The following is a 25,693-nucleotide window of genomic DNA, read 5'->3' on the forward strand; positions in this document are numbered from 1 at the left end:
CATGCTCCAGCCACTGGAACTGGGGCCGGGGCCGGCACTGGGACTGGGACCGGCACTGGCACCGGGACTGGCACCGGGACCGGGGCCGGCACTGGGACTGGGACCGGCACTGGGACCGGGACTGGGACTGTGGCCAGGGCCGGAACCACGACTGCGACCGGGACTGCGACCGAGTACGCGGCCGAGAGCGTGAGCGCGCAGGCTTCGGCCCCCGCGACCGAGACAGCCGCCAGCACGCCCGACGCTTCGCTGACCGCTACTCCAGGGAGCGATCCGAGCTTCTCCGCAGCCAACCTCGCCGAGAGCGGCGGATCCAGTTCCACACCGATTATCGTGAGCCTGGCTGGCGCTATCCTGGTCGCTGGTGCCGCCTCCTTTTTCCTGATCAGGAAGCGTCGCACCGCGCGCAATGAGCTCGCCGACACGCAGCCGATCTTCAGCTAGTCGGATCTCGGCTCTCGGCACCACACGCCAGCCTGACTCCTCTCGCTCACACCCCTGTCGAAGTCGGGTTGGAGCCATTCGCCGATCATGGCGAGGCGAGACATGACGTAGTGCCGAACAGCAACCTTGTTTGTCGAAGTGGTGGCGATGGTGGGCTTTTTCCACAGCGCGGAGCTGCTTCTGATGAGGGGGGGTCGAACGACGGTTTCAGCCGCCGTTCGACCCCTTTCGCAACCAGTTCACGACTACAGCACATTAATGGGCACGGATGTGCCAGGACGTCTCTAACGACGGACCGCGTCGTCCATAAACCACCTGCCAGAGACTGCGCGTCAATAGGAGGCGAGGGTGCCGGTACCCCGACACTCTCAACCGACGGCCCTTCCACACTCACTTACCGGTAAGCCGGTTCGTCTTGCTGTGTCGGTTCGTCGGCGGGCGCGGTGACCTGGCTCGATGCCGAGCGGAGGAGGAGTGCCACGAGCACGGCTGCGGCGGCCATGGCCGCGCCGCCGCATCGCAGCGCCAGATGGAGCCCTTCGATGAACGCGGTGTTCACGGCATCATGGACGGGGGCGGGCAGCACCTGGGTTCTGTCTGCCCCCGTGCTGGTGAGCGAATCTGCGATGCCGTCTCGGGTTTCGCGGGGGACATTGAGCCGATCGAGCGATCCGGTCAACGTCGCGGCCAGGCGACTGGTGAGGACGGCTCCCAGAGCGGCGACGCCGACGACACCGCCGATCTCGCGCAGCATGTTGAGCGTCGCGGAGGCCATACCGGCCTGGGCGAGAGGCACGCGCTTCATGACCGTGACGGAGACCGGTGTGAAGGTCATCCCCATGCCGATTCCCATAGCGAGCAACACCCACAGATACTCCAGGTAGCGGGCGTGCTGACCGTAGAGCGAGAGGCCGCCGAGGGCCGCCGCGCACAGGGTCAGGCCGGTCACCAGAGGAATCCGGGGACCACAGCGCGCGGCGAGTGTGCCGGACAGCGGAGCGGCGACGACGATCATCGCGGTCATGGGCAGCCCCGCCAGGCCCGCGCTCGACGGTGCCCAGCCCATCACGTCCTGCATGAGCAACGGCAGGAAGAACATGGCGCCGAACATGCCGAAGCTGATCATGAATCCGCTCAGTGCGGCTCCGCCGATTACCGGATCCCGGAAAAAGTACAGGTCGAGCATGGGGTCGGTGGTGCGGAGTTCGACCGCGACGAAGGCCAGCAGCGCTACCGCCGCCGCTGCCGCGAGGGTCAGGACACGGGTGTCGGTCCAGCCACGGGCCGGTCCTTCGATGAGTACGTAGACCAGGGCGCCGAAGCCGAGAACTGAGAGCAACTGCCCCGGGAGGTCCAGTCGCCTGGCCCGGCCCGCGAACTCCGGGAGCACCCGGGCGGCAAGCAGCAGCCCTGCCGCTCCGATCGGGACGTTGATCCAGAACACGCTGGCCCATCCGAACGTGTCCACCATCGGCCCGCCAAGGACCGGGCCGATCGCCAGGCCCAGGGCGGAGACACCGGACCAGAGCCCGACAGCCCGGGTCCGCTCTTTTTCGCCGGTGAAGACGTGCCGCAGAATCGACAGGCTGCCCGGCGTGAGCAGTGCCGCGCCGAGTCCTTGCAGCATCCGTGCGGCGATCAGCGGGCCGATCGACCCGGACAGTGCCGCCGCCGCTGATCCTGCCGTGAAGAGCGCCAGCCCGGTCAGGAAGATCCGTTTACGGCCGTATCGGTCGCCGAGGGTTCCGCCGGTGAGCAGGAGGGCGGCGTAGACGAGGCTGTAGCCCTCGACCACCCACTGAAGTCCGCTCACGCCGGCGTGCAGCTCCTGCCCGACGCGGGGCAGGGCGTTGTTGACGATGACGTTGTCGAGCATCGCCATGAACATCGTGGCGCACAAGGTGGCAAGCACAAGCCTCTTGCGCCGGGAGCCAGACCCCTCCATCACACTCCCTAACAGTGTTAGTTGGTCATCCCGAACCGGGAGGCTGCCACTAACAGTGTTAGATTGCAAGCCGGTCTTCTTCGACGGAGGTGTGTGGTGGCACGAACCGGCGCAGCCGAGGAAGCCGCACAGCCAGGACTGACCCGACAGACGCTCGTCGCGGCGGCCCTGCGGGTGCTGGAACGTGAAGGCATCAGCGGGCTGTCGATGCGCAAGGTCGCCGCCGAACTGGGAGTGCAGGCAGCCTCCCTGTACTGGCACGTTCGCAACAAGGAACAGCTCCTGGACCTGCTCACCGACGAACTCATGGCCGATGCCGAGCTGCCTCCCCGGCAGGGCGACTGGCGGGAGCAGCTCCGCGAGTACTCGCTGCGCTACCGACGGCACCTGCTGGCCAAACGCGACTCCGCCAAGGTCGTCGCGGGGCGGCTCGCACTCGGCCCGAACCTGCTGCGTCTCATGGAGGAGCAATTGGACCGGCTACGTGAGGCCGGATTCTCCAACGCCGACGCCGCCCTGGCCCACTACCTCCTCGGTGCCTTCGTCCAGGGCTTCGTGTTGCAGGAACAGTCACCCATCGCCGCGTCCGAGACCGAGGGCGTCAGCCGTTTCGAAGTCGCCCAGGCGGCGGCCGACCGATTGCGCGAACTACCGGAGAAGACCTTCCCGAACCTCGTCGCCCTGGCCGGCGACCTCACCGCCCCGTCCATGGAGGACCGCTTCGCCTTCGGCCTCGAACGGCTCCTCGACGGACTGGCGGCCCTGCTCACCGAGAACCCCGCACATCCGACAACCAAGCCCGCCCCCGTCGAAGGGAAGCCCTGACCCATGCGCGAGGGCAGCCGCCGACCCCTCAACGAGTTAACGCGGCCCTGCACCAATGCCCCGACAGGCCGCTCTACCGTCGCAGGCGAAGGTGCTTCGACCCGGGCTCAAACAGAAGCGTGAACTCCATCGACGGAAACGTCGGCGGCTTGGATGAAGTGAGCGAGCTGTAACAACTGCCGGGTGCGTTGGAAGAGTTCGTGGTCCGCATTCCCTCCTTCGTGAATGCGCTGCCTTAACGTGTCGCAGGCGGCTGCCAGACCATGCCGATCAGCGGGCGTGAGCACTCCTTCGACGCTCAGGCGTGCCATGACGTACGCGTTGATCCGCGCTGCGATCGGGTCGTCGGTCGCCAGCAGGGTCGGTAGCCGGTCGCGTTGCCAGAACGCCAACGCGTGCAGGGCGCCCTGGCGGGGGGCGCCGTACCAGCAGCACGGACCTTGGTTCGGGTTCCGATCATGCGGGTTCGGACTGCGTTGCCCGAGGCGCTTGGCGGGCCGGCGCACTGCGGCGTACCGGCGCAGTTCCGCATGCCAGCCGGCCCGGCTCTCGGCGAGGGCGTCGAGCGCACGTAGCAGCGCCGTCTCGTCACGCTCGAACGGCCCCGCCACCTCCCGCAGAAAACTCAGGGTCACCTCGAAGCCGAGCGGCCGGTACAACTGAACGCAGGAGCGCAGCGCGGACACCCGGCGCCGATGGGGCAGCGCTGGGTTGCGCACGTGGTGGGCGTAGGCGCTGAAGCTCACCGGACGAGGCTAGCCCTGGCCGCCGCCGTTGCTGACAGAGCGCTGCTGTGTCAGCCACGCGTGCCCGTCAGGCGCTACGACCCAGTTCACCGATCTCAGCATCGAGATCCGCCTCGGTGTAGTGCGAGGAACGGATCGGGTCGCCGTCCATCAGTAGGATCACCTGGTAACCGCCGGTGGCGACAAGGGCGGTAAGTATATGGTTCGCCAACTCGGGCTCCCGGGACGGATCCTCAAGTCGCAGGTCGACGCCGTACGGGTGGCTCGCGAACGGCTCGAAGTCCGCAGGGTCGAACTGTACCCAGACATACCCGGCGCCGATCCTGCCGACGACCGACTCAGTCTCGCCGGGCACGTCGCGCAGGGTCGCAGCGGTCATCTTGGCAATCAGCTCCACGAGTTGGTCGAACGACCTCCCTTGGTCGAGGAACCCCACCATCAACCGGTAGTCCGCCACCATGACTGCTCCATCGTGTCTCGTCGAGTCGCGGACCGATCGCTCACCCACTGATCGACCCTCAGGGGACAACAAAAGACGTCACTCCTAATCCCCCTCAAGAGTTCACTGACTTGAGAAGGAGCAGGGAGTGACGCCTTTCGATACTGCTGCCAGCCGGCACCCACCGAGGCGCCCGCTACGGGAGTTCAGCTCTGCTTCGCCAGCCCGACAAACGCCCGCCACGCCTCGGGAGCGAAGGTGAGCGTGCCCCCGTCACGGTCCTTGGTGTCCCGGACCAGCACGCGACCGGGGAGGTTGTCCGCCACCTCGACACAGTCGCCGCCGTTCCCGCTGCTACGGGTGCTCTTGCGCCACCGGGCGCCGGTCAGGTCGTCCATGTTCCTGCCATTTCCGTCATCAGGTTGATTGACTGTCGGTGCGGTAACGCCTCACCGCGCACAGATTCCCACGCCGTCTGAAGCGCTTCCATCTTTGTCTGCCAGATGTTCAACGATCCTGTACGAGCCGTGCTTGCCAGTCATACGTTTTCCCGGAGGCGCTTTCCCTTGTCGGTCGCTGGGTCATACTTGCCCTCAAGGAACAGCAGGAACCGATCAAGGTGGAACTCACGCAGTTCCTTCGATCGAGGCTCATAGCCACCTTCCTCGTGGGCTGCGCCATACTCGTCGGAGAGCTGGCGTAGATCCGCGATGAGCCCTGGGGTGAGTTTCGGGGTAGGGATAGCTGCCTCCTTCAGTCCGGGTGGCGAGGTACCGTTTCGCCTGGGGCCTCCCAGGCATCGCCCGTTCGTTAGCCCAACGCAACGACCGATCATGGCAACTCCGACCGAAGTTGTTTCCATGATCAGCCGGCCGCCCGTCGAACCCGGCCAGAATTATGTCTGAGTCGGCCCTCAGGGAATGACAAAAAGGCGTCACTCTCTATCTCTGTCTCAAAAGTTCGGCACGCTTGAGAAGGAGCACAGAGTGACGCCTTTCGTCACTGCTGTCAGCCAGCGCCCACCGGGGCGCCCGCCACGGGCGTTCAGATCTGCTTCGCCAGCCCGACGAACGCCCGCCACGCCTCGGGAGCGAAGGTAAGCGCGCCCCCGTCACGGTCCTTCGTGTCCCGGACCAGCACGACACCCGCGAGGTTGTCCGCGACCTCGACGCAGTCACCGCCGTTGTTGCCGCTCTTCGTGCTCTTACGCCACCGCGCGCCGGTCACGTCCATGATGTCGCCGCTTCCCTGATCAGGTCTAGGGACTGCGCTCGCGGGAGGGCCTCCCCCCGGATGCGTTCCCACCGTCGGTCAAGCGTAGCAACGTCCTCGGGCCGCTCCAGGAACTGCGCGGGGGCCTGACTGTCGACGTGGACGATCCGTTTGCCGCCGTCCGCGAGGTCGGCGATCGCGAACGGCCCGCCGAGACCCGGATACATGCCGACGTTGAGCGGCACAATGTGCACCTGAACAGAGGGCAGCTCGGCGCACTGGGCCAGGTGAAGGCACTGCTCGCGCATCAGTTTCCGGTCCCCGTAGGCGGACCTGTGCAGAACCATCGCGTCGATGACGGCGATCAGCAGCGGTGGACGCTCGCGGCGCAGGATGACCTGGCGGGCGATCCGCGCGGCGGGACGGGCAGATGCACAGGCCGAGGCCGAGATGGGTGCATTCCTGGATTCGCGGCTCGCGGACGCGCTGTGGACGTCATGGCGGGCGAGGAGCAATTTGGGCACGACACGCTCTGCGTCAACGTCCTCTGGCAGGCCGATGGACGCCCACCGATCGATCCCACGGCGACACCAAAAGACGTCACTCTCTGCTTCTCTCAAGAGTTCACCCACTTGAAAGGGATCAGGGAGTGACGCCCTTCGTCACTGCCGTCAGCCGGCACCCACCGAGGCGCCCGCTACGGGAGTTCAGCTCTGCTTCGCCAGCCCGACAAACGCCCGCCATGCCTCGGGAGCGAAGGTGAGCGTGCCCCCGTCACGGTCCTTGGTGTCCCGGACCAGCACGCGGCCGGGGAGGTTGTCCGCCACCTCGACACAGTTGCCGCCGTTCCCGCTGCTGCGGGTGCTCTTGCGCCACCGGGCGCCGGTCAGGTCGTCCATGTTCCTGCCACTTCCGTCATCAGGTTGATTGACTGCCGGTGCGGTAACGCCTCACCGCGCACGGACTCCCACGCCGCCTGAAGCGCTTCCATCTTGTCGGCGCTGTCGACCACCTGGCCGTCCAGTTGGGTGTCCAGGTAACCGGTGAACCGACCGCCCGGGCCTGCGGCAAGCACGAAGGCTCCGTTCAGGCCAGCGTACGCGCCGGCCGTCGATGGCACGACGTGCACTCGTATGTGTGGCTCGTTGCACGCCGTGATGATTGCCTGAACCTGGTCACGCATCACCTGCGGGCTGCCAACCGGACGGCGCAGCACTCCCTCGTCCAGAACGGCTGTGAACTGCGGCGGCTTGTTACCGACAAGGATCGCCTGCCGGTCCATCCGAGTGCGCACGCGCTGCTCCACAGCGTCTCGCGAAAACAGCCCCGCGTCGGTCAGCACGGCACGGGCGTATGCCTCGGTCTGCAACAAGCCCGGCACCACCAGCGGCTCGAACGAACGCAGCGAGATGGCTTCGCGCTCCGCTTGTGCCCACGGTACGAACCAGAGCGGGTCACGGCGGCGGCCGGTGTTCGGCCACAACTCGCCTACTTCGAGGCCGAGGACCGCAGCGGCTCGGGCACGGGTGCGGGCGTGCGGCACCCGACCGGGCGACAACCACCGACCGACGGTCTTTCGGTCGACGCCGGTCTGCTCGGCAAGGGAGTCCACCGTCAGGCCACGCGCCGTCATCGCGGCCCGCAAAACCTCATTCACGTTCGGTACCTCCTCTGGGGACGGAGCGTGGATGTCTCCGGACATTACACATCGGCCACTGTGGTGTCTGCCCCGAACGCGGGAGGGTTTCTACCAGCGAGATCGCTTGCATGAGCGGAGCCAAACGGGCCGTTCATGATCCATGAGGTAGTGCGAACCCCACGACGAAGAGGTGCCGAGATGTCCCGAGTCCGCCGCTGGTGGGGCTGCGTCTGGCCGTGGCCGCCCGGGGCCGCCGCGTCGCAACCAGCCGACCCACCGCCGCCACCCCGCCCCGAGTGGGCCGACGAGCGTACGGCGAACCTGCGCCCGCTGCCGCTGCTCACCCACGGGCAGGCCATGGGCTACCGCGTGCCCCGGAACAGGGGTCGTCACCATGTCCGATGAACCCCTGGTCAAGGTCGGTGACATCGTCAACGCCGAAGGTGAGGACTACTACCGAGGCACCGGAGCCAACCGCCGGCCGGGCGTCGGAGACCTCCACCTACGGGTCACCCGAGTCCCGACCCACACCCATCACGACAACCGGGAATGGATCCCCGTACGCGGCATCGAAAAACCGATGGGCAAACCCGAACGCCCCGAAGCCGAATACGTCATCCGCCGCCGCGTCCTGCTCGACATCGAACGCCCCGCACCGAAAGGGCCAACCTGGTGATCGACCCGAAACCGGTCGCCGGTCGGCAACTCCACCTCCCGTTGCGACCGGTCTGGTGCTGCCGGGTATGCGCCCAGCCCTGGCCGTGCGCGGACGCCCGACTCGACCTCACCGTCAGCTTCCGACACCAACGCATCGCACTGATGCTCTACCTCGGCACCCAGTTCGTCGACGCGGTCTCCGACCTGCACGTCTACGACTCGGCGCTGGGACCGCCGCCGGACGTGCGTGCCATCTTCGACCGCATTATGTGCTGGATGCCACCCGAGCGTCCCCCGGCTGCGACCTGATCGCACATTGGTGCCCCGTACCCCCCGCCCCTGGCGCGTCGTTACTTCCCCCGTGGTGCGACGCCCGGGGGCGGGGCTATGCCCGGCGAGTGGAACGAGAAAGGGGGGCAGCGCCAGCCCGGTCACGTGCCCCAACTGCGCACGAGTGGCAGACTGGCCCGACGCTCCGCTGATTGCTCCTCTTGGCACGGATGGACTCTTTGGATGAATGAGCGAGAGCTGTTGGACCTGTTGGAGAACCTGTACAGGGCCGCCGCCCATCCCGAAATTGTTGACGTCTCCCAATTTCAGGGCGACGTCTACAGTCCGGCTGGCGTAAAGGTGGCATTCGAGAGCGGCGCGAAAGGCATGCTACTCATCCACCCAAAGAGTGGGTGGCCCAAGCCGGGCACCCAACTTGGAGGGGGACGCTGATGCGTACGCCCAGGTTCATCGACTTCACTCGGCAGCTTCTCGAACGGGCCAACCACCCGGACATCGCCAAGATCGAACCGCTGAACGATTCCGATACCCACCTGAGCCCGTGCGGTGTGGTGATCACGATGACCGATGGCACAGTCGTCCGCCTCAAGGGCGTGCGCACGTCTGGTCCCGGTGGGGACGACCCGAACACGGAAGAGATCATTCCGTATCCGGACTACCAAATCCCGGAGAATCTACTCTCTGCCGTCAGAGCAGAGTAGGTAAGTCGGCGAGGCGTCTCGCGTTTCAGGCTGACGAGAGGAACTCGACCACCGCGCGTTCGAGGACTTCGGGCGGAGCGTCCGGGTCGACGTCGATCGTCTGACCGTCGTGGTAGCGGTCGATCAGTCTCGGGTCGACGTACGACGCTCGCGCCACGGCCGGGGTGTTGCCGAGCAGTTCGGCGACCTCGCGCATCACCCCGGCGACAACCCGGCGCCGCCCTGACGTTGACCTTTGCGGGCCGGCTTCCGCTAGGCTCAGTGAAGTCCTAAAAGTTGCCTTCCACGTACGGAAATCCTTCGCGGTCATCTCGCCGCCGCTCGCCGCGCGCAGATACTCGTTGATCTCGTCGCTGCGTACGTCCCGCCAACCGTGACCGTCCCAGTAGCCGAAGAGCCGGTTCGCCCCACGCCGCCTGCGGCGCAGGTCCCGCAGCACCGCGCAGAGGCCAGGGTCCTCGATCCGCTGCACCTGGGCGATGCCGCCCTTCGCCGGGAACTCGAAGACCACACAGCCGCGCTTCGCCCGGGTGTGCTCCGGTCGCAGCGTCGCCACCCCGAACGTGGGTTCGTCGCCGGCCGCGTACTGGTCGCTGCCGACCCGGAAGGTGCCCGAGTCGAGCAGGCTCGCCACCGTCGCCAGCACCCGTTCGCGGCCCAGTCCCCGACCGGCGAGGTCCGCACCAACCCGGGCGCGCAGCACCGGCAGCCGGGCGGCGACCTCCAGGACGTGGTCGAACTTCGCCTCGTCCCGGCGGGTGCGCCAGAGCGGGTGGTAGAGATACTGCTTGCGGCCGGCGGCGTCGATCCCGGTCGCCTGGATGTGACCGGCCGGGTGCGGCGAGATCCACACGTCCCGCCACGCGGGCGGGATCACCAGTCCCCGGAGCCGGTCCAGCTCCTCCCGGTCGCGGATCGGTCGGCCACGCAGGTCGACGAAGCTCACGCCGCGACCACGGCGGCGCCGACCGTACCCGGGCTTCGCCGGGTCGCTACGTCGCAACCGCATGGCGCTCCCGCGCCACCTGGTCGACCTCGTCGACTGCGGTCAGCACCTGCTCGATCCCGATCGCGGCGAGCGTCGGATGCGGGGTGAAGGGTTCACTGTCCCCCTCGACCGGGACCGTCTCCGGCACCTCCGGGTCGAGTGCCACAAGCTCGGAGCCAGCCGCGTCAGTAGCGGCGTCGTCATCGACCAGGGCCGCCGCCCAGAGCGCGCGGTGCCAGGGCCGGTCCACCGGCGGCCCCCAGTGTTCGGGGTGGACCGGTCCGAAGAGCACCACCGACGGAATGTCGTACGCGGTCGCCAGGTGGGCGACTCCGGTGTCGGCGCTGACCACCAACCGGCTGTGCGCGACTATCGCCGCCAGTCCTTCCAGGTCGAGCCGGCCGGCGAGCACGGCGGTGGCGGGCAGACCCGCACGGCGGGCCACCTGTTCGGCGAGATCACGCTCGGGCGCCGAACCGGTCACCACCACCCGGTGACCGGCGAGGCTCAACTCCCGGGCGACCGCCGCGAACCGCTCCGGAGACCAGCGCTTGGCGGGAAGCTTGGCGCCCGGATGGACGACCGTCACCCCGACCGGCACCCGGTGCGGGCTCGGTCGGCGCAACGCCAGGTCCGCCGGGTCGGTGGCGATGTCGTACCAGCTCAGAAGCCGGCACCAGCGGTCCACCTCGTGCTCGTCGGCGGACCACGGCGGACCGTCAGTGTGGTCGGCCTCGGCGTTGTGGAACGCGCAGAGCCGCTCCGCCCCCACCTCCTGGAGGACCTGGTGCGAACGTGGCCCGCGACCGTGCAGGTTCACCGCCCAGTGCGGCGCCGGCCCCGACCACTCCACACTCTCCAGACCGTCCGTCGGCACCAGCCGGTCGACGCCGCCGACCAGGTCGACCAGGGGTGCCAGCCAGCCCGGTGCGGCCAGCGCCAGGGTCCGGTCAGGGAACGCGGCCCGCAGGCCACGCAGCGCCGGGACGGCGGTGGCCAGGTCGCCCACACCGAGCGCCCGCAGGACCAGGATCATGGGTACGACGTCTCCTGTTCGGCACAGACCACGAGTTCACGGATCGCGCAGCCGGGCGGCTGGCCGAGTGCGAAGAGCACGGCGGCGGCGACACTCGCCGGGTCGTTAAGAACGGCGTCCGCTCCCGGTCGGTACTGCTCGGTGCGTTCGTCGAAGAAGGCGGTACGCATCCCGCCCGGCACCAGCAGCGTCACCCCGACCGAACCGGCCAACTCGGCGGCGAGCGCCCGCGTGAAGCCGACCACGCCGAACTTCGCGGCGCAGTACGCGGTGGCGTCGCTGACCGCCTTGACGCCGAGTGTCGAAGCGACGGTGACCACCGTCCCGTGCGAGCTTTCCAGATAGGGCAGTGCCGCCCGGACCACGGCGGCGGTGGCGAGCAGGTCGACGGTGACCACCCGCTCCCAGGTTTCCGCCGGCAAGTCGACCAGCCGACCGGGTACGTCCATCCCGGCGGCGGTGACCAGCCCGTCGAGCCCGCCGGCCTGCTCGGCGAGCTGTCGGGTGGCCGCCTCGGCGGCGCGGGTGTCGGCGAGGTCGCACTCGACCCACGGCACCCCGTCGCCGGGTGCCTGCCGGTCCAGCACGTACGGTCGGCCGCCGGACTTCGCCACCGCGGTCACCACCGCCGCCCCGAGACCGCTGGAACCCCCGGTGACGAGTACGGCTGGGCCGGCGCCCGGCACGGTTGTGGTCATCGCGCTCCTCCCGTCGAATGTGGCGCGGCCGTTCGAGCCGCAGCGATCATTCCGGTGGTCGACCGGCCGTCCAGGTACGGGACCACGACCGTGTGCCCGCCCCACCGGTGCACGATCTCGGCCTCGGGCAGCCCCGGCTCGTCCCCGCCGCCGGTGCCGTAGTCGCCGCCCTTGACCCATACGTCGGGACGCAGCCAGGAGAGGGCGGCGTGCGGGGTGGCCTCGTCGAAGATCACCACTGCGTCGACGCAGCCGAGTGCGGCCAGCAACCGGCTCCGGTCGTACTGCGGCACCAGCGGACGGTCGGAGCCCTTCAGCCGGGCCACGCTCGCATCGGAGTTGAGGCAGACGATGAGACAGTCACCGAGCCGGCGGGCCGCCTCCAGGGTGGCGACGTGTCCGGCGTGGAGCAGGTCGAAACAGCCACCGGTGGCGACCACGGTCCCGCCCGCCGCCCGCACCTGCGCGACCAGCGCACCCGCCGGCCCCGGCCCGATCCGCTGTTCCCGGTCGGCGACCGACACCGACACCGGCTCCGGCACAGGCGCCGGTACGGCCTCGGACACACCCCCGGCGGCCACGTACGCCGACGCCTCGGCAACCGCCTGCTGCACCGCCTCGGAGACCAACGCCCCCCGGGCCAGCGCCAGCGCGGCGGTGGCGGCGAACCGGTCCCCGGCCCCGCAGGTGTCACCGTCGGCGCTGGTCGGCGAGGGCACCACCAGTGGGGTGGAACCGGCGTGACAGAGCAGCGCCCCGTCACCGCCGAGGGTCACCGCGACCGCGCCGACCCGCCACCGCTCCCGCAGTCCGTTCGCGCTACGGGAGGCGGTGATCAACCGGGAGGCGCCGGGCGTGGAACCGGCGAGTTCGCGTACCTCGACCTCGTTCGGGCAGGTCAACCGGATGCCGGGAACGGCGGCCGGACCACGCGGGTGCGGGTCCCAGACCACCGGGGCGGTCGCGTTGGCGAGCGCGGCACGCAGCGTCGGCTGCGCCGCCACCCCCCGACCGTAGTCGCTGACCAGGATTCCAGCCGCCCCGGCGAGCAACTCCAGGACGGCATCGCTCGGTTCGCCCGGCGGGCCGGCCGCACCACCCCGGTCGAGTCGCAGCAACACCCGCCCCCGGGTCCGGAGCCGGATCTTCTCCGGGGTCGCGCCGGGTAGCGGCAGCGCGTACACCTGCACCCCGGCAGCGGTGAGCAGACTGCTCAACCGGGCCCCACCGGCGTCGTCGGCGAGCGCGGTGACCAGGGCCACCTCGAATCCCCGTCCGACCGCGAAGAGCGCGGCGAGGCCGGCGCCACCGGGCCGGTCCACGTGCGTGCTCTCGTCCAGCACCGGCACCGGGGAATCCGGGCAGAGCCGGTTGACCACACCCTCGACATCCCGGTCGAGCAGCGTGTCTCCGATGACGACCAACCGGCCGGTCACGGCCCGGCTCCACGGCCGTTCGGCCCCCGCCCGTTCGGCCCCCGGCTGTGCGTACGCCGAGAGCCCACCGGTCGGTGCTCCACCGGTGGCAGCTCCTCCACCAGTTCCTCCGCCACCTCCACCTCCACCTCACCCGGGGGAAGGAAGGGCCCCTTGTTATCGGATTCTGTATAGGAAGGGGCCCTTCCTAACCCGGGGTCGGCGCCTAACCCGGGGTCGGCGCCCAACCCGGGGTCGACGAGCGGGAGGGCGGCGTAGCCGGCCGGGGTGCCGAGGGCGGTGGGCAGGGCCAGTTCGACGTACTCGCAGAGCACGTGTGCCGAGACCAGGTGCAGTTCCTGCACCACCTGCGGGTCGGGCGACGGTACGGCGAGCACCTCCGTACAGGCTTCGGCGAGCGGGTTCGGCACCGGCCCGGTGAACGCCCAACATCGCAACCCCGTCTCCTGCCCGGCCCGCGCCGCCCGGATCAGGTTCGCGCTGCGGCCACTGGTGGACAGGAGCAGCAGGATGTCGTCGGGGCGGCCGTGCGCCCGTACCTGCCGGGCGAAGACCTCCTCGAAGCCGTAGTCGTTGCCGATCGCGGTCAACGACGAGGTTTCCGCGCTCAACGCGATCGCCGACAGCGGCGCCCGGTCCGCCCGCAGTTTGCCGACCAACTCCGCGGCGAGGTGCTGCGCCTCCGCCGCGCTGCCGCCGTTGCCGGCGACCAGCAACCGCCCGCCCTGGGCGAGCCGGGCGGCGAGTTCGTCACCCCACCGGGCGAGTTCCCCCGCCACCCGCCGGTAGGGCAGCAGCGCCGAGGCGAGACCGGCGAGATGCGCGTCGATCACCTCGGTGGAGTGCGGCATCAGGCCACCACCCCGCTCGGCCGCCGCACCTCGCTGACCGCCGCGTAGACCCCGCCGAGTTCGGCCGCCGCCCGCCGCCAGGAGTATTGCTGACGGGCCCGGTCCAGGGCCGCCTTCGCGTACGCGAAACGGCGGGTCCGGTCGGCCAGCAGGTCGGCGATGGCGGTGCCGAGCGCGGACGGGTCCCGAGGCGACACGAGGTCACCGGTGCGGCCCTCGACCACGGTGTCGATCAGTCCACCGACCCGGGTGCCGATCACCGGTACGCCACACGCCATCGCCTCCAGTGGGGTGAGGCCGAACGGTTCGTACCACGGGGCGGCGACGAGCACGTCCGCCGACCGGTACCAGCGGGGCATCTCCTCGCGGGGTACGGCACCGACGAGCCGTACCCGTTCGGCGAGGCCACAGGAGCGGGCCAGCGCACGCAGGCGACGGGCCTGCGGATCCTCTCCGAGCAGTTCCTCGGGCGGCCCGCCGACGATCACGCACTCGGCGTCCGGGACCGCCCGCATCGCCCGGATCACGTCCTGGAAGCCCTTCCGTTCGACGAGCCGGCCGACGGTGAGCACCCGGGGGCGGCCGGGTTCCCGCTCGGCGACGTCGCCGGCCGGGGAGAAGTTCTCCACGTTGACCCCGGAGGGCACGACCACCATCCGGTCCTGGGGTACGCCCATCCGGACCAGTTCACGTACCTCGTCCTGGCTCTGCGCGATGACCCGGTCCATCGCGCGTCCCAGCGCCCGTTCGTAGCCGATCCGCCGTGCCGGGCTGGTGTCGGCCGCCCCCTGGTGCCGGCGCTTGACCGTGCCGAGCGCATGGTAGGTCTGCACCACCGGCACCCCGGTCTGCCGGCCGGCGGTGATCGCGGCGAGGCCACTCATCCAGAAGTGCGCGTGGGCGACGTCCGGCACCCAGTCGTCGCGCCGCCACTGCCCGGCGAGCCAGCGGCTGAATTCCTTCATGTACGGCAGCAGCGCGTCCTTGGCGATCGGTTCGGGCGGACCGGCCGGTACGTGCACCACCGCCACCCCGTCCCGCATCGGCACCAGCTCGGGTAGATCCACACTGTCCCGGCGGGTGTAGACTCGGACGTCGTGCCCGGCCGTGGCGAGTGCGGCGGAGAGTTCGGCGACATGCGTGTTCTGCCCACCGGCGTCCTCCCCGCCCAGCGTGGCGAGCGGACTGGCGTGCTCCGAGATCATCGCGATCCGCATAGCTCCTCCTCCAGCAACCGGTCCCAGTCGGTGAGGAAGCGGTCCAGGCCGTACCGGCTCCGGGCGGTTTCCCGGGCCCGGGCGCCGAGCTGGCGTGCCGCCACGGGCTCGTCGATCAGGCGGGTCGCCGCCGCCAGCAGGGTGTCGACCCGGGTGGAGAGCACTCCCGCTTCGGGTGGCACCGCCGCCACCGCCTCGGTGGTGGCCAGAACGACCACCGGCATGCCGATCGCCATCGCCTCGATCAGGCTCAGGCCGAGCGACGTCCACCGGCACAGGTGCAGGTACGCCCGGCGGCGTCCGAGTTCGGCCTGCATCCGGCTCTGCGGCAGGTCGTCGTGGGTGGTCAGCCGGTCGGCCGGAAGTCCGAGATGGTCGCCGAGTCCGGTCACGCCCATGCCGAAGACGTCGAGCGGCGCCACCTCGGCGAAGAGCGGTAACAGGTCGGTGCCGGTGACCCGGCCCCGGCGTACCGGTTCGTTGATCACCACGGCGAGGCGGTCGAGTTCTCCGGTGTAGCTGGCGACCGGGTCGACGATGCCGTGCTCGACCACGGTCGTGCGGGTGCCGCCGGTGTCCCAGAAGAGCGAGTTGAAGTGGGTGACGTGCGCGATGAGCAGGTCGTCGCGGTCGGCCATCGGGTGCCGGCTGTTCGGCACCGCCCCCTCCTTGGGGGTGTTGTGCTCGACGAAGATCGCCGGTATGTCGCGTCCGATCCGCCGCCGCAACCAGGTGCCGGCGAGTTCGAACTCCTCCGGCCGCTGAAGGATCACCAGGTCCACATCGGCGTCGGCCAACTCCTGGGGGGTGACCTCCTCCACCGTGTCCGGCCAGGGATAGGTGCGCGCCCGCCCGAGCCCGTACGGACCCCGGTCCGGGGTGACCGGCACCAGGTAGCGGTGCTTGCCGTGTACGAACGAGGTGGTCCACGACCCGTGTACGTGCCAGAGCAGGATGTTCATGCGGCGCCGCCGTGGACCCGGGCGGGTGCGGCTCCGCCGTAGACCGGGGCGGGTGCGGCTCCGGAGATCGGCACCGGGTCGGCACCGGCACCGAGCAGGCGGACCGCCGCCACCACGCTCGCCGGCTCGACCGAGGAGAGGCACGGGTGCCCGAGCACCGGGCATGAGGTCGCCCGGGTGTGCCGGCAGCCGGCGGCGGCGTCACCGAGGCGCACCGTCGGCACCCGGTACGGGCCCCACTGTCCGAAGGAGACGGTTGGTGCGAAGAGGCTGATCACGGGCGTACCCAGGGCTGCGGCGAGGTGCGCGGGCCCGGTGTTGCCGACCACCAGGCACCCGGCGCGGGCGATGATCGCGGCGAGGCCGGTCAGGGACGTCTGGCCGCCCAGGTCGACGCCGGCCCGCCCGGCGACGCGGGCGCTCAGCGCCCCCTCACCGGGTCCGCCGGTGACCACGACCCGATGTCCGGCCTCCGCCAGCGCGGCGACGATCCGGGCGCAGAGTTCGGGCGGGCAGGCCCGCGCGGCGACCGACGAACCGGGGTGCACGACGACGTAGCCGGGTTCGGCGAGCGCCCCGTCACCCGGCAACGCGTCCAGACAATCGGCTCGCAGTCGCAGGGTCGGATCGTCGTCGGGAGGCAGCGGAAACCCGGCCGCGGCGGCGAGGGAGAGAGCGCGCTCGGTCTCCGGGATGCCCAACGGCACCCGGTGTCGTACGTCCAACAGTGAGCCCGGGTAGTCGTCGCTGATGGCCGAGATCCGCTCGACCCCGGCCATCCGCAGCACCAGCGCCAACGGCAGCGCCGACTGGTGGAAGGAGGTGAAGAGTACGGCCTCGTCCGCGCCGACCTCGGTCAGCCGAGCGGTCAGCCGGTCCACCTCGGCCCGGTCGACGGGGGTCGGTTGCGGGTCGATCCAGGGCAGTGGCCACTCGATCAGCTCGTCGATGCCGGGCAGCAGTTCGGCTGCCGCCCGCCCCCGGGGGCCGCAGAGCATCACCACCCGGTCGGCGCCGGCCGCCACCGCCCGGATCGCCGGCCCGGTGACCAGTACGTCACCGGCCGAGTCTGGCCGGGCCACCAGAACGCAACGCGGGCGCCCACGGTGGGCGCCCGCGGCCGGGGCGGCAGCCGCACCGATGTCCGCCCGCTCACCGCCACCGGCGACAAGTCTCTGACGTCGCAGGATCAGGTCGACGGCTCCTGGTAGGTCACCGGCGACCGCGGGCGCGGCGGCGACCTCCTCGGGTCGGGTCTGCGCCGTGGGGACGAGAATTCCGGCCGCACCGGCGGCCCCGGCGGCGGTCATGTCCGCGCCGATGTCTCCTACCAGGACGCAACGGTCGGGTGTGGTGCCGAGCGCACGGGCGGCATCGGCGACCATGGCGGGTGAGGGTTTGCGGCAGCGGCAACCGGCGACGCCGGGACCAGGCTCGGCGTGCGGACAGATCTGCCAGCTGTCGAACGGGCCGAGCAACTCCTCCACCCGGGCGTTGACGCGGTCGAGGTCGCTGCGGCTGAACCGGCCCCGGGCGATCCCTGACTGGTTGGTCACCACGCCGAGGCGCAACCCGGCGGCGCGTAACCGGTCGAGCGCTTCCCGGGCGCCGGCCACCGGGCGTACCAGCGTCGGGTCTCCGTTGTACGGGACGTCGTGCACCAGCGTGCCGTCCCGGTCGAACAGAACCGCCTCGAACAGCACCGGTGGACAGCCTGCTCCACCCGCCTCAGGTCGCCCCTGCGCGAGGCCGGCGATCGTGCCGCCTGACCTGCGCTGATGCGGGTCGACCTGATCGTTTCGCACGGGGGGCGGGTTCCCTCGGGCAGAAGGAGTAAACATCATTTCCGCCCGTCCACCGGACCGCCCAGCCCCGCCCTCCGGCGGCTGCTGCGGCCTGGCGCGCGGCTGCTTCTCGCCCACTACGCGCTCCGCACCGGTACCCGCGACAGTGCCGCGTTAACCGGATCGTGGCCGATCCGCCGTCGGCGCGTTGGACAGGGAGAGGGCAAAGTCGGTAGCGGGGTCGCGGATCGCCACTTTCCGTCACGAGCCAGTCGGGGCGGTGTGACGCATCTGACCGGGGGCGGCGCGAGTGTTCGGCTCCTGGCTACACCTGGATCACGCGGTGTCGCGACCGGCGATCGCGCTACAGAAGGGTGTAAACAGGATGTACGTGGTTGGCCCGGTGGTCGCACCGGGGTGGCCGGGTGATTACCCTCTCCCTGACCGCTGTCGGCAGAACGAGGATGTCTGTAATGATCGAGCCCGTCCAGTTGCCATCCCCTTGGCGTGATGAGCGGCTGACTGTCGTCGTCCCGACCTACAACGAGGCGAACAACCTGCCCGTGTTGGTCGAACGGCTGCTAGCACTCCCCCTGCCCGGGCTGAGCATCCTGATCGCCGACGACAACTCCCCGGACGGGACCGGCGACGTGGCGGACAAGCTTTCCGCCGAGCATCCCGACCGGATCCAGGTGGTGCACCGGCCCGGCAAGGAGGGGCTCGGACGGGCGTACGTCGATGGAATCAGCCGGGCGCTCGCCGGCGGCGCACGGTTCGTGGCCCAGATGGACGCCGACCTGTCGCACCCGCCGGAGGCGCTGCCCGGCATGCTCGGCGCACTGCTCTCCACTCAGGCTGGTGTGGTGATCGGGTCGCGCTACGTGCCTGGTGGACAACTCGACGAGGCGTGGCCGCTCTACCGCCGGGCGCTCAGCGGATGGGCCAACCTCTACGTACACACGCTGTTGCAGGTCCGGATTCGCGACCTCACCGCCGGCTTCAAGATCTGGCGGGCGGACGCGCTTCAGGCGATCGGCCTGGAGCGGGTGCAGTCCAACGGCTACAGCTTCCAGGTCGAGATGCACTACCTGGCGACCAAGCTCGGGCAGACCATCCTTGAGGTGCCGATCCGGTTCGAGGAGCGCCGGGACGGCATGTCGAAGATGACCACCGCCACCAAGATCGAAAGCGCGTTGATGCCGTTCCGGCTCCGTACCCGCCACCGCAACATCGCACCGTAGTTCCCCTGCTGGGATCCGTCCGACGCACGGGCAGGAGCCTGCCCCCGGTCGCCCCCGGGGCGGCCCTGCCCGCATGTGCCCGCCACCGCCCGACGCCGGCCACACCCCGTGGCTCTCCCCACCCCGGGGCTCTCGGAGCCCGGCCCCACAGCACCAACCAGGCGAAACGGCGTTTGTCACGGTCAGACCGGGGCATCCAGCGCGCCATGTACGAGGTACAGCAACTCATCGACGGCGTCTGGGGCAGCGGTCCCGACGACGGGGCGCTGGTGATACTCGACCCGGCCGACAACGCCGAGGTGACCCGGGTGCCGGAGGCGACCGAAGCAGAGGTCGCGGCGGCGGTCAAGGCCAGCCGGGTCGCTACGGCGCAATGGTCGTCCACCCCGGCGGCAGCCCGAGGCGCCGCCCTGCACCGGGTCGCGGACCTGCTCGAATCCTCCGCCGAACAACTCGCCGAGGCCCAGACCGCCGAGATGGGGCGGCCGATCGGCCTGGCCCGGGGCGGCGTCGAGGCCGCCGTCGGCACCCTGCGGCAGTACGCCGAACTCGGCCCGATCCACCGGGGGCGGGCACTCGCCGGCAACCCCGAGGCGATCGACCTGATGGCGGTGCAGCCACGGGGCGTGGTCGCGGCACTGACCCCCTGGAACGACCCGGTAGCGGTCTCCTGTGGCCTGCTCGGCGCCGCGCTCGTCACCGGCAACACGGTGATCTACAAGCCGAGCGAACGGAGCCCGGTCAGCGGTTGGCTCCTCGCCCGGCTCTTCGCCGCGCATCTGCCGGCGGGCGTGTTGTCGCTGCTCACCGGGGGCGCCAGGGTGGGTGCGGCACTGGCTTCGGCGGAGGTGGACGTGGTCGCACACGTCGGCTCGTCGGCCACCGGCCGGTCGATCGCCGCCGCGTGCGCCACCAGCGGGGCGAAGGCGCTGCTGGAGAACGGGGGCAGCGACGCGCTGATCGTGGACGACGGGGTCGACCCGGTCTGGGCCGCCGAACAGGCCGCACTGGGCGCCTTCACCAACTCCGGTCAGCTCTGCGTCGCGGTCGAACGGATCTACGTCCTTCGCCCGGTGGCGGACGCCTTCGTCGCGGCGCTCGTCCAGCGGGCCGAAGCGCTCCGGGTGGGCCCCGGACGGGACGAACAGACCGAGATCGGACCGATGGTCGACCGCCGACAGCGACTCCTGGTCGACGCCCAGGTACGGGCCGCCGTCGCCGACGGTGCCCGGGTGCTCACCGGCGGCATCGCACCGGACGGTCCGGGCGCCTTCTACCCGCCGACGGTGCTGGTCGACTGCACGGACCAGATGGCGGTGATGCGCGAGGAGACGTTCGGTCCGGTCGCGCCGGTGCTGGTGGTCGACTCCTTCGACGAGGCACTGTCCCGGGCGGCGCAGTCCCCGTACGGGCTCTGCGCGACGGTGCTCACCGGGTCGATGAGCCACGCCCAGCAGGCATGGAGGGAACTGCCGGTCGGCACCGTGAAGATCAACAATGTCTTCGGTGGGGCACCCGGTGGGGCCGCACACCCCCGCCGTGGCAGCGGCCAGGGCTTCGGGTACGGCCCCGAACTGCTCGACGAACTGACCGCGACGAAGGTGGTGCACATCGCCGCTCCGGGCGGGCCGACCGGACACTGGTGAACCGGCCGGCCCGCCACCGGAGAACGCGCTCGGACTAGCGACCCCGGGCCTTGGCCGTCGCCCGGTTGTTCGCCTTCTGGATCGCCCCGACCAACTCCGACTTGTTCATCCGGGAACGACCCCGAACGTCCAGTTTCTTCGCCACATCCATCAGGTGCTCCTTCGAGGCGTTGGCGTCGACCCCACCGGCGGTCGGTGCCCGTCTGGCCGGACCACCACCGGCCGCCTGCTCGTCACTCGGACCCTTGCGCCCCTTCTGCTCCCAGTGGTCGCCGACCTTCTCGAACGAGTGCTTGACCGCCGCGTACGCGGTCCGGTGCGCGCGTTCGCCCTCGCCGTACGTCTCCACCGCCGAATCATGGGTTTTCACCCAGGTGTCCTGGGCCTTGTCCGGCGAGCGTCGCAACGTACTGGGAAGCACCTCACGTCCCGGCATGGTCATCCTCCTCGGTCTCGGAACAGCCCCGACAGATCGCAGGCCAACCCCCTTCCTTCCCGCGCCCCGTACGGGCAAACGCGTTTCCCCAGGTCTGGGCCGATCCGTTGGCGTTTCGGTTTACCCCTGGGGCGCCGGGGTAGCGCATAGGACATGGACCGGGGCAACAGCAAACACGGACCGCGGCTAGACGACGAGATGAGCCGGGAGGTAGCCAGCACGGTGAACAACACCGCCGGCTCCCGAGCCGAGGAGTGGCGTGAACCGGAACCGGCCGGCGAGGACCAGCCGGCATCGACCAGAGCGCCGAGCGCCGACACCCGCTCGGGCGCGCCGCAGGGGATGACCTCGGTCGAGGTCGAACAACGTAGCCAACTCGGCCGATTCATCAGCCTGTCGGCGCTCCCCGGGGACCGGACGACGCTCCTGCGCAGCGCCGAGGAGAACGAGGCACCGGACGAGGTGCTGGCCCAGTTGAACGGCCTCCCCCCGGACACCGAGTTCCGCACGGTATCCGAGGTGTGGGCGGTGCTCGGGCACGCGAACGAGACGCAGCGCTGGTGAGCCGCTGCGCGTCACGCGCCAGCGGACACCGACAGAGCAGGAAGGATGTCAGATGAGTGCGGTAACCGAATCCGTGGACGTGGCCGTCCCCGTACGGACCGCGTACGACCAGTGGACCCAGTTCGAGGACTTCCCCCGCTTCATGGAGGGAGTCGAGGAGGTCCGGCAGATCTCCGACACGATGACCCACTGGAAGGTCGGGATCAGCGGGGTCGAGCGCGAGTTCGACGCCCGGATCACCGAACAGCTACCCGACGAACGAGTCGCCTGGACCACCACCAACGGCACGAACCAGGCCGGGGTGGTGACGTTCCACCGACTCGACGACCGGCACACCCGGGTCACCCTCCAGCTCGACTTCGAGCCGCAGGGAATCACCGAGAAGGCCGCTGACAAGCTCGGCATGGTGGACCGCCGGATCAGGGGCGACCTGGAGCGGTTCAAGAACTTCATCGAGGCACGCGGCGGCGTCGAGACCGGCGCCTGGCGCGGCCAGGTGGACCGGCCGCAGCCGTAACCACGCAAGCGTCGTCACGGTGCCCGCCGGGGACTCGCCCCGGCGGGCACCGCCGGTTTGCCTCCCGGGCACCCGGGTACGGCCAGGGTATGACCGACAACGACAGTTCCGTCTGGCGCGACGAAGAACGCATCCCCCTGTCCGAGCTGGAACGCGCGATGGGCGCGTCGACGCCGGACGGCCAGGTGGACGACATGACCGGCAACGACGCGGGCGCGGAGTCGGCGTACGGTCACGGCGCCGAAGCGGCCAACGGGCACCCGTCATCCCGCGCCGACGAGGGCGAGATGACCGACCCGGATCGGGCGTACCGCCCCTCCACCACGGGTCGTAACGGCCCCTCCTGAGCGGTGTGTGCCACCTTGGTCCTGCGGCGCACACCTGATGTCGGGCGCGGCGGTCACGCCACCGCGTCCGGAACCCGGCGGCGGGTGGAGACGAGGTAGACAGCGAGCAGGATCAGCGACAGGACCAGCAGGGACGGCCCGAGCGCCTCGACGGTGACCCGGCTGAGCAGCACCCCGATGCCGGCCGGTAGCAGTGCCCCGCCGAGGCCGGCGGCGCCGATCTGGAGACCGATCGCCCGGTCCGCGTGCACCGCCCCGACCCGCTCGGCAGTGGTGAGGGTGAGCAACGGGAAGACCGGCGCGGCGGCGAAACCGATGATGGCCAGCCCGACGACCGCCAGCCCGGCCGGCCCGGGTACGGCCACCAGCGCGGAGCCCACGGCCATGCCGATCAGGCTGCCGCGCAGCACCTGCCCGCTGCCCAGACGCTCGGCCACCAGCCCCTGCACCACCCGACCGACGAAGAGGCTGCCCCAGTAGATCGAGACACAGATCCCGGCGACCGCCTCGCTGAGCCCCCGCCCCTCGGTGAGCAGCAGGAAGGCCCAGAGTCCGGCCCCGACCTCCACACCCACGTAGACGGCGAACGCGACCGTCCCGGTCCAGACCGCCGGTAGGCCGAGGGTCGCACCGATCCGCACCCGTGCCGGACGAGCCGGCGGCCCGGAGGCACCGTGCGCCGCCGGCACCGCGCTCCGCCGGTCGTCCCATGCCCGTACGGTGAACACGAACGCGAGGGCGAGCAGGACCTGGGCGGAGGCGACGATGCCGTAGCCCCAGCGCCAGGAGAGCCCGGCACCGATCACCGTGGTCATGATCAGTGGTCCGATCGCCACGCCAAGCCCGAAGAAGGCGTGCAGCCAGTTCATGTGCCGGGGGCCGAAAGCGCTCGCCGCGTACGCGTTCAGACCCGAGTCGACCGCACCCGAGCCGAGCCCGAGCAGCAGCGCGGCGCCGACCATCAGGGGGAGCATGGGCGCTCCGGCGTAGCCGCTGAGGGCGAGGCTCGCCAGCGCCGTGCTGCCGGCGAGCAGCCAGCCGACACCGACCCGGGCCAGGGTGAAGCCGGCCGCCACGCTGGAGGTGAGGTAGCCGACCGTACCGGCGGTGAGCAGGAGTCCCACCGACTCCGTCGGCACACCGAACTCCGCCCGGATCGAGGGCCAGCCGACACCGAGCAGGCCGTCGGGCAGACCGAGGCTGACGAACGCGAGATAGGCGAGGAGCAGCAGGGCGGGGCGCGGGGTGGTGGTCGACACAATGCGCGATCTTTCCGGATCGCCCCGGGGGTAAGGAAGGGCCCCTTGTTATCGCATTCTGTATAGGAAGGGGCCCTTCCTAACATCCAGGGAATCGGAGGATTGCCGCTTCCCCGTGTTGGGGTGCCGTACACCTCTAAACCGGACAGGTCAGTCAGAATCGGCCGATCGGGTGACGGCGGAGGCAGATCCGCCAGGCAGAATTCGTCAGATGCATCAGGGCCCCGGTTTTCTCTCCGCGCGTCAACGCCGCTGGGCATGGTTCGGCTTCCTGCTGACCGCGCTCCACGCGCCCCTCGCCGCCCAACTGCTCCCCGACGCCTCGTGGCTGTTCAGCATCGTGGTCGCGCTGATGGTGGCCACCGCGATCCTGGCCGACGACGCGATGCGCCGCCAGCCAGCGGAGCCCAGCGCCGCCGAATAGTTCCACCGGTCCCGGCACGAACCCGCCCGCGAGGTGCCGCTACCGGGTTCCGTCGTCGTCCGCGCTCACCGGCCGCTCCGGAGCCGGCGCCAGCAGGTCGGACGGATAGCCACCCAACTCCTGTGCCGCCGGTGCCGGTTGGTACGCGGTCGCGCCGTCCGAGCCGGTCTGCACAGTGGTGAACCCGTCCGAACCGGCCTGGAGGGTGGAGAGCCCCTCCGGCGCCGGCTCGTACGGCCCGGCCAGCCCGCCGGCCTCCGACCCGTACCCGGCAACGAGCTGGTAGTCGGCGGAGGCCGCGTCCACGCCCGGGTCGAAGGGGGCGAGTCCGTTCACCCTCGCCGGATCGTCCCCGATCAGAAGCGGACGTACCGGGTCGTAGCCGGCGAGACCGTCCGGGGCCGGGGAGGTCGGCATCTCCGCCAGGGGCGGGTCGGGAAAGGCCGGTACCGCCGCACGGGCGGGGATGGTGGGCTGTGCGAACGGCCCCAGGTCCCCGGGCCGGGGATAGGTCTCACGGTTGGCCCGGCGCAGCCGGGATTCACTGGCGAGACGGCTCAACCAGCGTTCCCACCGCACCTGCATCGGCTTGACCAGTCCCCCGCCGATCCCGACGACCAGGATGCCGCCCACGGTGGCGAGCAGCGTGACGAGCACCGGGCCGGTGACCCCGGTGGCGACCCCGGTCTGGACGAAGGCGGCGATCACGCCGAGCCCCACGACCAGCAGTGAGACCACGTCGGCGAGCGGGCGGCCGTACGTGACCGCGCCGATCGTGTCGCTGACCAGGTCGTGCACCGCGTTGGCGATCACCACCGACACGGCGACCACGACCAGCGCGACGAACGCCCGTGGCAGCCACGCCACCACGGCGGTGATGAGGTCATGGGCCGGGTTGGGGCCCCAGATCGCGAAACCGAGTTGCAGCGTGAAGAGCAGGATCAGGTAGTACCCGAGTCGGGCGAGGACGGCCGCGGGCCGGTACCGGGTCCGGGCGACCAGCCGCCCGAGGCCACCGCGTTGCACGATCTGGTCGAAGCCGAACCGGTCGAGAAGGCGCAGCGCCATCCGCAGCACGAACCGGGCCAGGAGCCAGCCCAGCATGAGAATGCCGACGCAGCCGATCAGCCGAGGCACGAAGACCAGCACCGAATCCCACGTCTCGGCGAGCTGGGCCCCGACGTCGACCCGCCGGAGCGCGAGGATCGTGGGCATGGTGTCCCTCCTGTCACCTGGACTACCGCTGCCCGCGTACCCGGACCGCCCTGGTTCATTCCGTACCCCTGACCTCACCCCCGTCGGCCGGTCGTCGGCTGCCGGGAAACGCCGCGACCAACTCCCGGAGCGGTCGATCGGCGGGGTGCTCGGCGGGGCCGGCTAGGCTGCTC

General features: G+C 70.3%; 31 protein-coding genes and 1 pseudogene. 13 read left to right on the forward strand and 19 right to left on the reverse strand.

The genetic code is table 11. From position 1 onward, the window contains the following. The first annotated feature begins 189 nt into the window (after positions 1-189). A complete protein-coding gene (locus ACIBF5_RS22630) occupies positions 190-444 on the forward strand; it encodes an LAETG motif-containing sortase-dependent surface protein (RefSeq protein ID WP_396814683.1) in 255 nt (84 codons plus the stop codon). Positions 445-838: 394 nt separating this feature from the next. Here the strand turns inward: ACIBF5_RS22630 and ACIBF5_RS22635 are convergent, their stop codons facing one another. Beyond that, complete coding sequence (locus ACIBF5_RS22635) at positions 839-2,356, reverse strand: MFS transporter (protein WP_396814685.1); 1,518 nt, start codon at positions 2,354-2,356, stop codon at positions 839-841. A gap of 129 nt (positions 2,357-2,485) precedes the next feature. On the opposite strand from ACIBF5_RS22635, the gene ACIBF5_RS22640 reads away from it, so the two are divergent. Beyond that, positions 2,486-3,214 carry a TetR/AcrR family transcriptional regulator C-terminal domain-containing protein gene (locus ACIBF5_RS22640; protein ID WP_396814687.1) on the forward strand — a complete coding sequence of 243 codons (729 nt, stop codon included), beginning with the start codon at positions 2,486-2,488 and terminating at the stop codon, positions 3,212-3,214. A 107-nt stretch (positions 3,215-3,321) separates the two neighbouring features. Here ACIBF5_RS22640 and ACIBF5_RS22645 read toward each other — a convergent pair whose 3' ends face one another. The 7 genes from ACIBF5_RS22645 to ACIBF5_RS22675 form a co-directional block, all read right to left on the reverse strand. Further along, positions 3,322-3,960 (reverse strand): hypothetical protein, encoded by a 639-nt coding sequence (locus tag ACIBF5_RS22645; RefSeq protein WP_396814689.1) that lies wholly within the window; start codon positions 3,958-3,960, stop codon positions 3,322-3,324. A gap of 67 nt (positions 3,961-4,027) precedes the next feature. Further along, complete coding sequence (locus ACIBF5_RS22650; protein WP_396814691.1) at positions 4,028-4,420, reverse strand: hypothetical protein; 393 nt, start codon at positions 4,418-4,420, stop codon at positions 4,028-4,030. Between the two features lie 185 nt (positions 4,421-4,605). Next, the gene (locus tag ACIBF5_RS22655) at positions 4,606-4,797 is read right to left on the reverse strand and encodes a DUF397 domain-containing protein (RefSeq protein ID WP_396814693.1); all 192 of its coding nucleotides are present in this window, start codon (positions 4,795-4,797) and stop codon (positions 4,606-4,608) included. A gap of 646 nt (positions 4,798-5,443) precedes the next feature. Further along, entirely contained in the window at positions 5,444-5,632 is a 189-nt protein-coding gene (locus ACIBF5_RS22660) for a DUF397 domain-containing protein (protein ID WP_396814695.1), read from the reverse strand. Then, positions 5,623-6,063 carry a DUF5753 domain-containing protein gene (locus ACIBF5_RS22665; RefSeq protein WP_396814919.1) on the reverse strand — a complete coding sequence of 147 codons (441 nt, stop codon included), beginning with the start codon at positions 6,061-6,063 and terminating at the stop codon, positions 5,623-5,625. Before ACIBF5_RS22665 ends, ACIBF5_RS22660 begins: the two co-directional genes overlap by 10 nt. A gap of 255 nt (positions 6,064-6,318) precedes the next feature. Then, a complete protein-coding gene (locus tag ACIBF5_RS22670; protein ID WP_396814697.1) occupies positions 6,319-6,510 on the reverse strand; it encodes a DUF397 domain-containing protein in 192 nt (63 codons plus the stop codon). After that, positions 6,498-7,268: a Scr1 family TA system antitoxin-like transcriptional regulator gene (locus ACIBF5_RS22675; RefSeq protein WP_396814699.1), complete on the reverse strand. Its 771-nt coding sequence runs from the start codon at positions 7,266-7,268 to the stop codon at positions 6,498-6,500. Before ACIBF5_RS22675 ends, ACIBF5_RS22670 begins: the two co-directional genes overlap by 13 nt. Positions 7,269-7,448: 180 nt before the next feature. On the opposite strand from ACIBF5_RS22675, the gene ACIBF5_RS22680 reads away from it, so the two are divergent. The 4 genes from ACIBF5_RS22680 to ACIBF5_RS22695 all read left to right on the forward strand — a co-directional run bounded on the left by ACIBF5_RS22680 (position 7,449) and on the right by ACIBF5_RS22695 (position 8,899). Next, a complete protein-coding gene (locus ACIBF5_RS22680) occupies positions 7,449-7,655 on the forward strand; it encodes a hypothetical protein (RefSeq protein ID WP_396814701.1) in 207 nt (68 codons plus the stop codon). Then, positions 7,645-7,926, forward strand: coding sequence for a hypothetical protein (locus ACIBF5_RS22685; RefSeq protein ID WP_396814703.1), 282 nt, complete (start codon positions 7,645-7,647; stop codon positions 7,924-7,926). The genes ACIBF5_RS22680 and ACIBF5_RS22685 overlap by 11 nt, the downstream gene beginning before the upstream one ends. Beyond that, positions 7,923-8,216, forward strand: coding sequence for a hypothetical protein (locus ACIBF5_RS22690; protein WP_396814704.1), 294 nt, complete (start codon positions 7,923-7,925; stop codon positions 8,214-8,216). The genes ACIBF5_RS22685 and ACIBF5_RS22690 overlap by 4 nt, the downstream gene beginning before the upstream one ends. A gap of 413 nt (positions 8,217-8,629) precedes the next feature. Continuing rightward, complete coding sequence (locus tag ACIBF5_RS22695) at positions 8,630-8,899, forward strand: hypothetical protein (RefSeq protein ID WP_396814706.1); 270 nt, start codon at positions 8,630-8,632, stop codon at positions 8,897-8,899. A 25-nt stretch (positions 8,900-8,924) separates the two neighbouring features. On the opposite strand, the gene ACIBF5_RS22700 is transcribed toward ACIBF5_RS22695, so the two are convergent. The 8 genes and pseudogenes from ACIBF5_RS22700 to ACIBF5_RS22735 all read right to left on the reverse strand — a co-directional run bounded on the left by ACIBF5_RS22700 (position 8,925) and on the right by ACIBF5_RS22735 (position 17,928). After that, positions 8,925-9,908 (reverse strand): DNA topoisomerase IB, encoded by a 984-nt coding sequence (locus ACIBF5_RS22700; protein ID WP_396814708.1) that lies wholly within the window; start codon positions 9,906-9,908, stop codon positions 8,925-8,927. Beyond that, positions 9,892-10,923 carry a glycosyltransferase family 9 protein gene (locus ACIBF5_RS22705; RefSeq protein WP_396814710.1) on the reverse strand — a complete coding sequence of 344 codons (1,032 nt, stop codon included), beginning with the start codon at positions 10,921-10,923 and terminating at the stop codon, positions 9,892-9,894. Before ACIBF5_RS22705 ends, ACIBF5_RS22700 begins: the two co-directional genes overlap by 17 nt. Next, positions 10,920-11,621 carry an SDR family oxidoreductase gene (locus tag ACIBF5_RS22710; protein WP_396814712.1) on the reverse strand — a complete coding sequence of 234 codons (702 nt, stop codon included), beginning with the start codon at positions 11,619-11,621 and terminating at the stop codon, positions 10,920-10,922. Before ACIBF5_RS22710 ends, ACIBF5_RS22705 begins: the two co-directional genes overlap by 4 nt. Further along, complete coding sequence (locus ACIBF5_RS22715; RefSeq protein ID WP_396814714.1) at positions 11,618-13,057, reverse strand: PfkB family carbohydrate kinase; 1,440 nt, start codon at positions 13,055-13,057, stop codon at positions 11,618-11,620. Before ACIBF5_RS22715 ends, ACIBF5_RS22710 begins: the two co-directional genes overlap by 4 nt. A 221-nt stretch (positions 13,058-13,278) precedes the next feature. Continuing rightward, positions 13,279-13,908 (reverse strand): annotated as a pseudogene (locus ACIBF5_RS22720) (SIS domain-containing protein); the annotation flags it as partial. Then, positions 13,908-15,125 carry a glycosyltransferase gene (locus ACIBF5_RS22725; RefSeq protein ID WP_396814716.1) on the reverse strand — a complete coding sequence of 406 codons (1,218 nt, stop codon included), beginning with the start codon at positions 15,123-15,125 and terminating at the stop codon, positions 13,908-13,910. The gene ACIBF5_RS22725 and the pseudogene ACIBF5_RS22720, both read right to left, overlap by 1 nt. Next, the gene (locus tag ACIBF5_RS22730; RefSeq protein WP_396814718.1) at positions 15,110-16,087 is read right to left on the reverse strand and encodes a glycosyltransferase; all 978 of its coding nucleotides are present in this window, start codon (positions 16,085-16,087) and stop codon (positions 15,110-15,112) included. The genes ACIBF5_RS22725 and ACIBF5_RS22730 overlap by 16 nt, the downstream gene beginning before the upstream one ends. Further along, a complete protein-coding gene (locus tag ACIBF5_RS22735) occupies positions 16,084-17,928 on the reverse strand; it encodes an HAD-IIIA family hydrolase (protein WP_396814720.1) in 1,845 nt (614 codons plus the stop codon). The genes ACIBF5_RS22730 and ACIBF5_RS22735 overlap by 4 nt, the downstream gene beginning before the upstream one ends. A gap of 416 nt (positions 17,929-18,344) precedes the next feature. Here ACIBF5_RS22735 and ACIBF5_RS22740 point away from each other — a divergent pair, with 416 nt between their 5' ends. Together ACIBF5_RS22740 and ACIBF5_RS22745 are read left to right on the forward strand one after the other, a co-directional pair. Next, a complete protein-coding gene (locus ACIBF5_RS22740; RefSeq protein WP_396814722.1) occupies positions 18,345-19,112 on the forward strand; it encodes a polyprenol monophosphomannose synthase in 768 nt (255 codons plus the stop codon). A 206-nt stretch (positions 19,113-19,318) separates the two neighbouring features. Continuing rightward, the gene (locus tag ACIBF5_RS22745; protein WP_396814724.1) at positions 19,319-20,758 is read left to right on the forward strand and encodes an aldehyde dehydrogenase family protein; all 1,440 of its coding nucleotides are present in this window, start codon (positions 19,319-19,321) and stop codon (positions 20,756-20,758) included. A gap of 34 nt (positions 20,759-20,792) precedes the next feature. On the opposite strand, the gene ACIBF5_RS22750 is transcribed toward ACIBF5_RS22745, so the two are convergent. Then, positions 20,793-21,194 (reverse strand): ChaB family protein, encoded by a 402-nt coding sequence (locus ACIBF5_RS22750; RefSeq protein ID WP_396814726.1) that lies wholly within the window; start codon positions 21,192-21,194, stop codon positions 20,793-20,795. A gap of 153 nt (positions 21,195-21,347) precedes the next feature. Between ACIBF5_RS22750 and ACIBF5_RS22755 the strand changes: the two genes are divergently transcribed. The 3 genes from ACIBF5_RS22755 (at position 21,348) to ACIBF5_RS22765 (ending at position 22,622) form a co-directional block, all read left to right on the forward strand. Further along, the gene (locus ACIBF5_RS22755; protein WP_396814728.1) at positions 21,348-21,758 is read left to right on the forward strand and encodes a DUF2795 domain-containing protein; all 411 of its coding nucleotides are present in this window, start codon (positions 21,348-21,350) and stop codon (positions 21,756-21,758) included. 52 nt (positions 21,759-21,810) lie between these two features. Beyond that, the gene (locus tag ACIBF5_RS22760) at positions 21,811-22,275 is read left to right on the forward strand and encodes an SRPBCC family protein (protein WP_396814730.1); all 465 of its coding nucleotides are present in this window, start codon (positions 21,811-21,813) and stop codon (positions 22,273-22,275) included. Between the two features lie 89 nt (positions 22,276-22,364). After that, on the forward strand, positions 22,365-22,622 hold the full coding sequence (locus ACIBF5_RS22765) for a hypothetical protein (RefSeq protein WP_396814732.1): 258 nt from the start codon (positions 22,365-22,367) through the stop codon (positions 22,620-22,622). A gap of 53 nt (positions 22,623-22,675) precedes the next feature. Here ACIBF5_RS22765 and ACIBF5_RS22770 read toward each other — a convergent pair whose 3' ends face one another. Beyond that, on the reverse strand, positions 22,676-23,881 hold the full coding sequence (locus ACIBF5_RS22770) for an MFS transporter (RefSeq protein WP_396814734.1): 1,206 nt from the start codon (positions 23,879-23,881) through the stop codon (positions 22,676-22,678). A 211-nt stretch (positions 23,882-24,092) separates the two neighbouring features. Here ACIBF5_RS22770 and ACIBF5_RS22775 point away from each other — a divergent pair, with 211 nt between their 5' ends. Beyond that, positions 24,093-24,305 carry a hypothetical protein gene (locus ACIBF5_RS22775; RefSeq protein WP_396814736.1) on the forward strand — a complete coding sequence of 71 codons (213 nt, stop codon included), beginning with the start codon at positions 24,093-24,095 and terminating at the stop codon, positions 24,303-24,305. Positions 24,306-24,344: 39 nt separating this feature from the next. Here ACIBF5_RS22775 and ACIBF5_RS22780 read toward each other — a convergent pair whose 3' ends face one another. After that, positions 24,345-25,520, reverse strand: a complete 1,176-nt coding sequence (locus tag ACIBF5_RS22780; RefSeq protein WP_396814738.1) for a hypothetical protein — start codon at positions 25,518-25,520, stop codon at positions 24,345-24,347. Here ACIBF5_RS22780 and ACIBF5_RS22785 point away from each other — a divergent pair. Further along, complete coding sequence (locus tag ACIBF5_RS22785; protein WP_396814740.1) at positions 25,519-25,686, forward strand: hypothetical protein; 168 nt, start codon at positions 25,519-25,521, stop codon at positions 25,684-25,686. The genes ACIBF5_RS22780 and ACIBF5_RS22785 overlap by 2 nt on opposite strands. Positions 25,687-25,693: the final 7 nt, after the last annotated feature.

The organism is Micromonospora sp. NPDC050417 (genome assembly GCF_044458865.1).
GTDB lineage: Bacteria > Actinomycetota > Actinomycetes > Mycobacteriales > Micromonosporaceae > Micromonospora_G.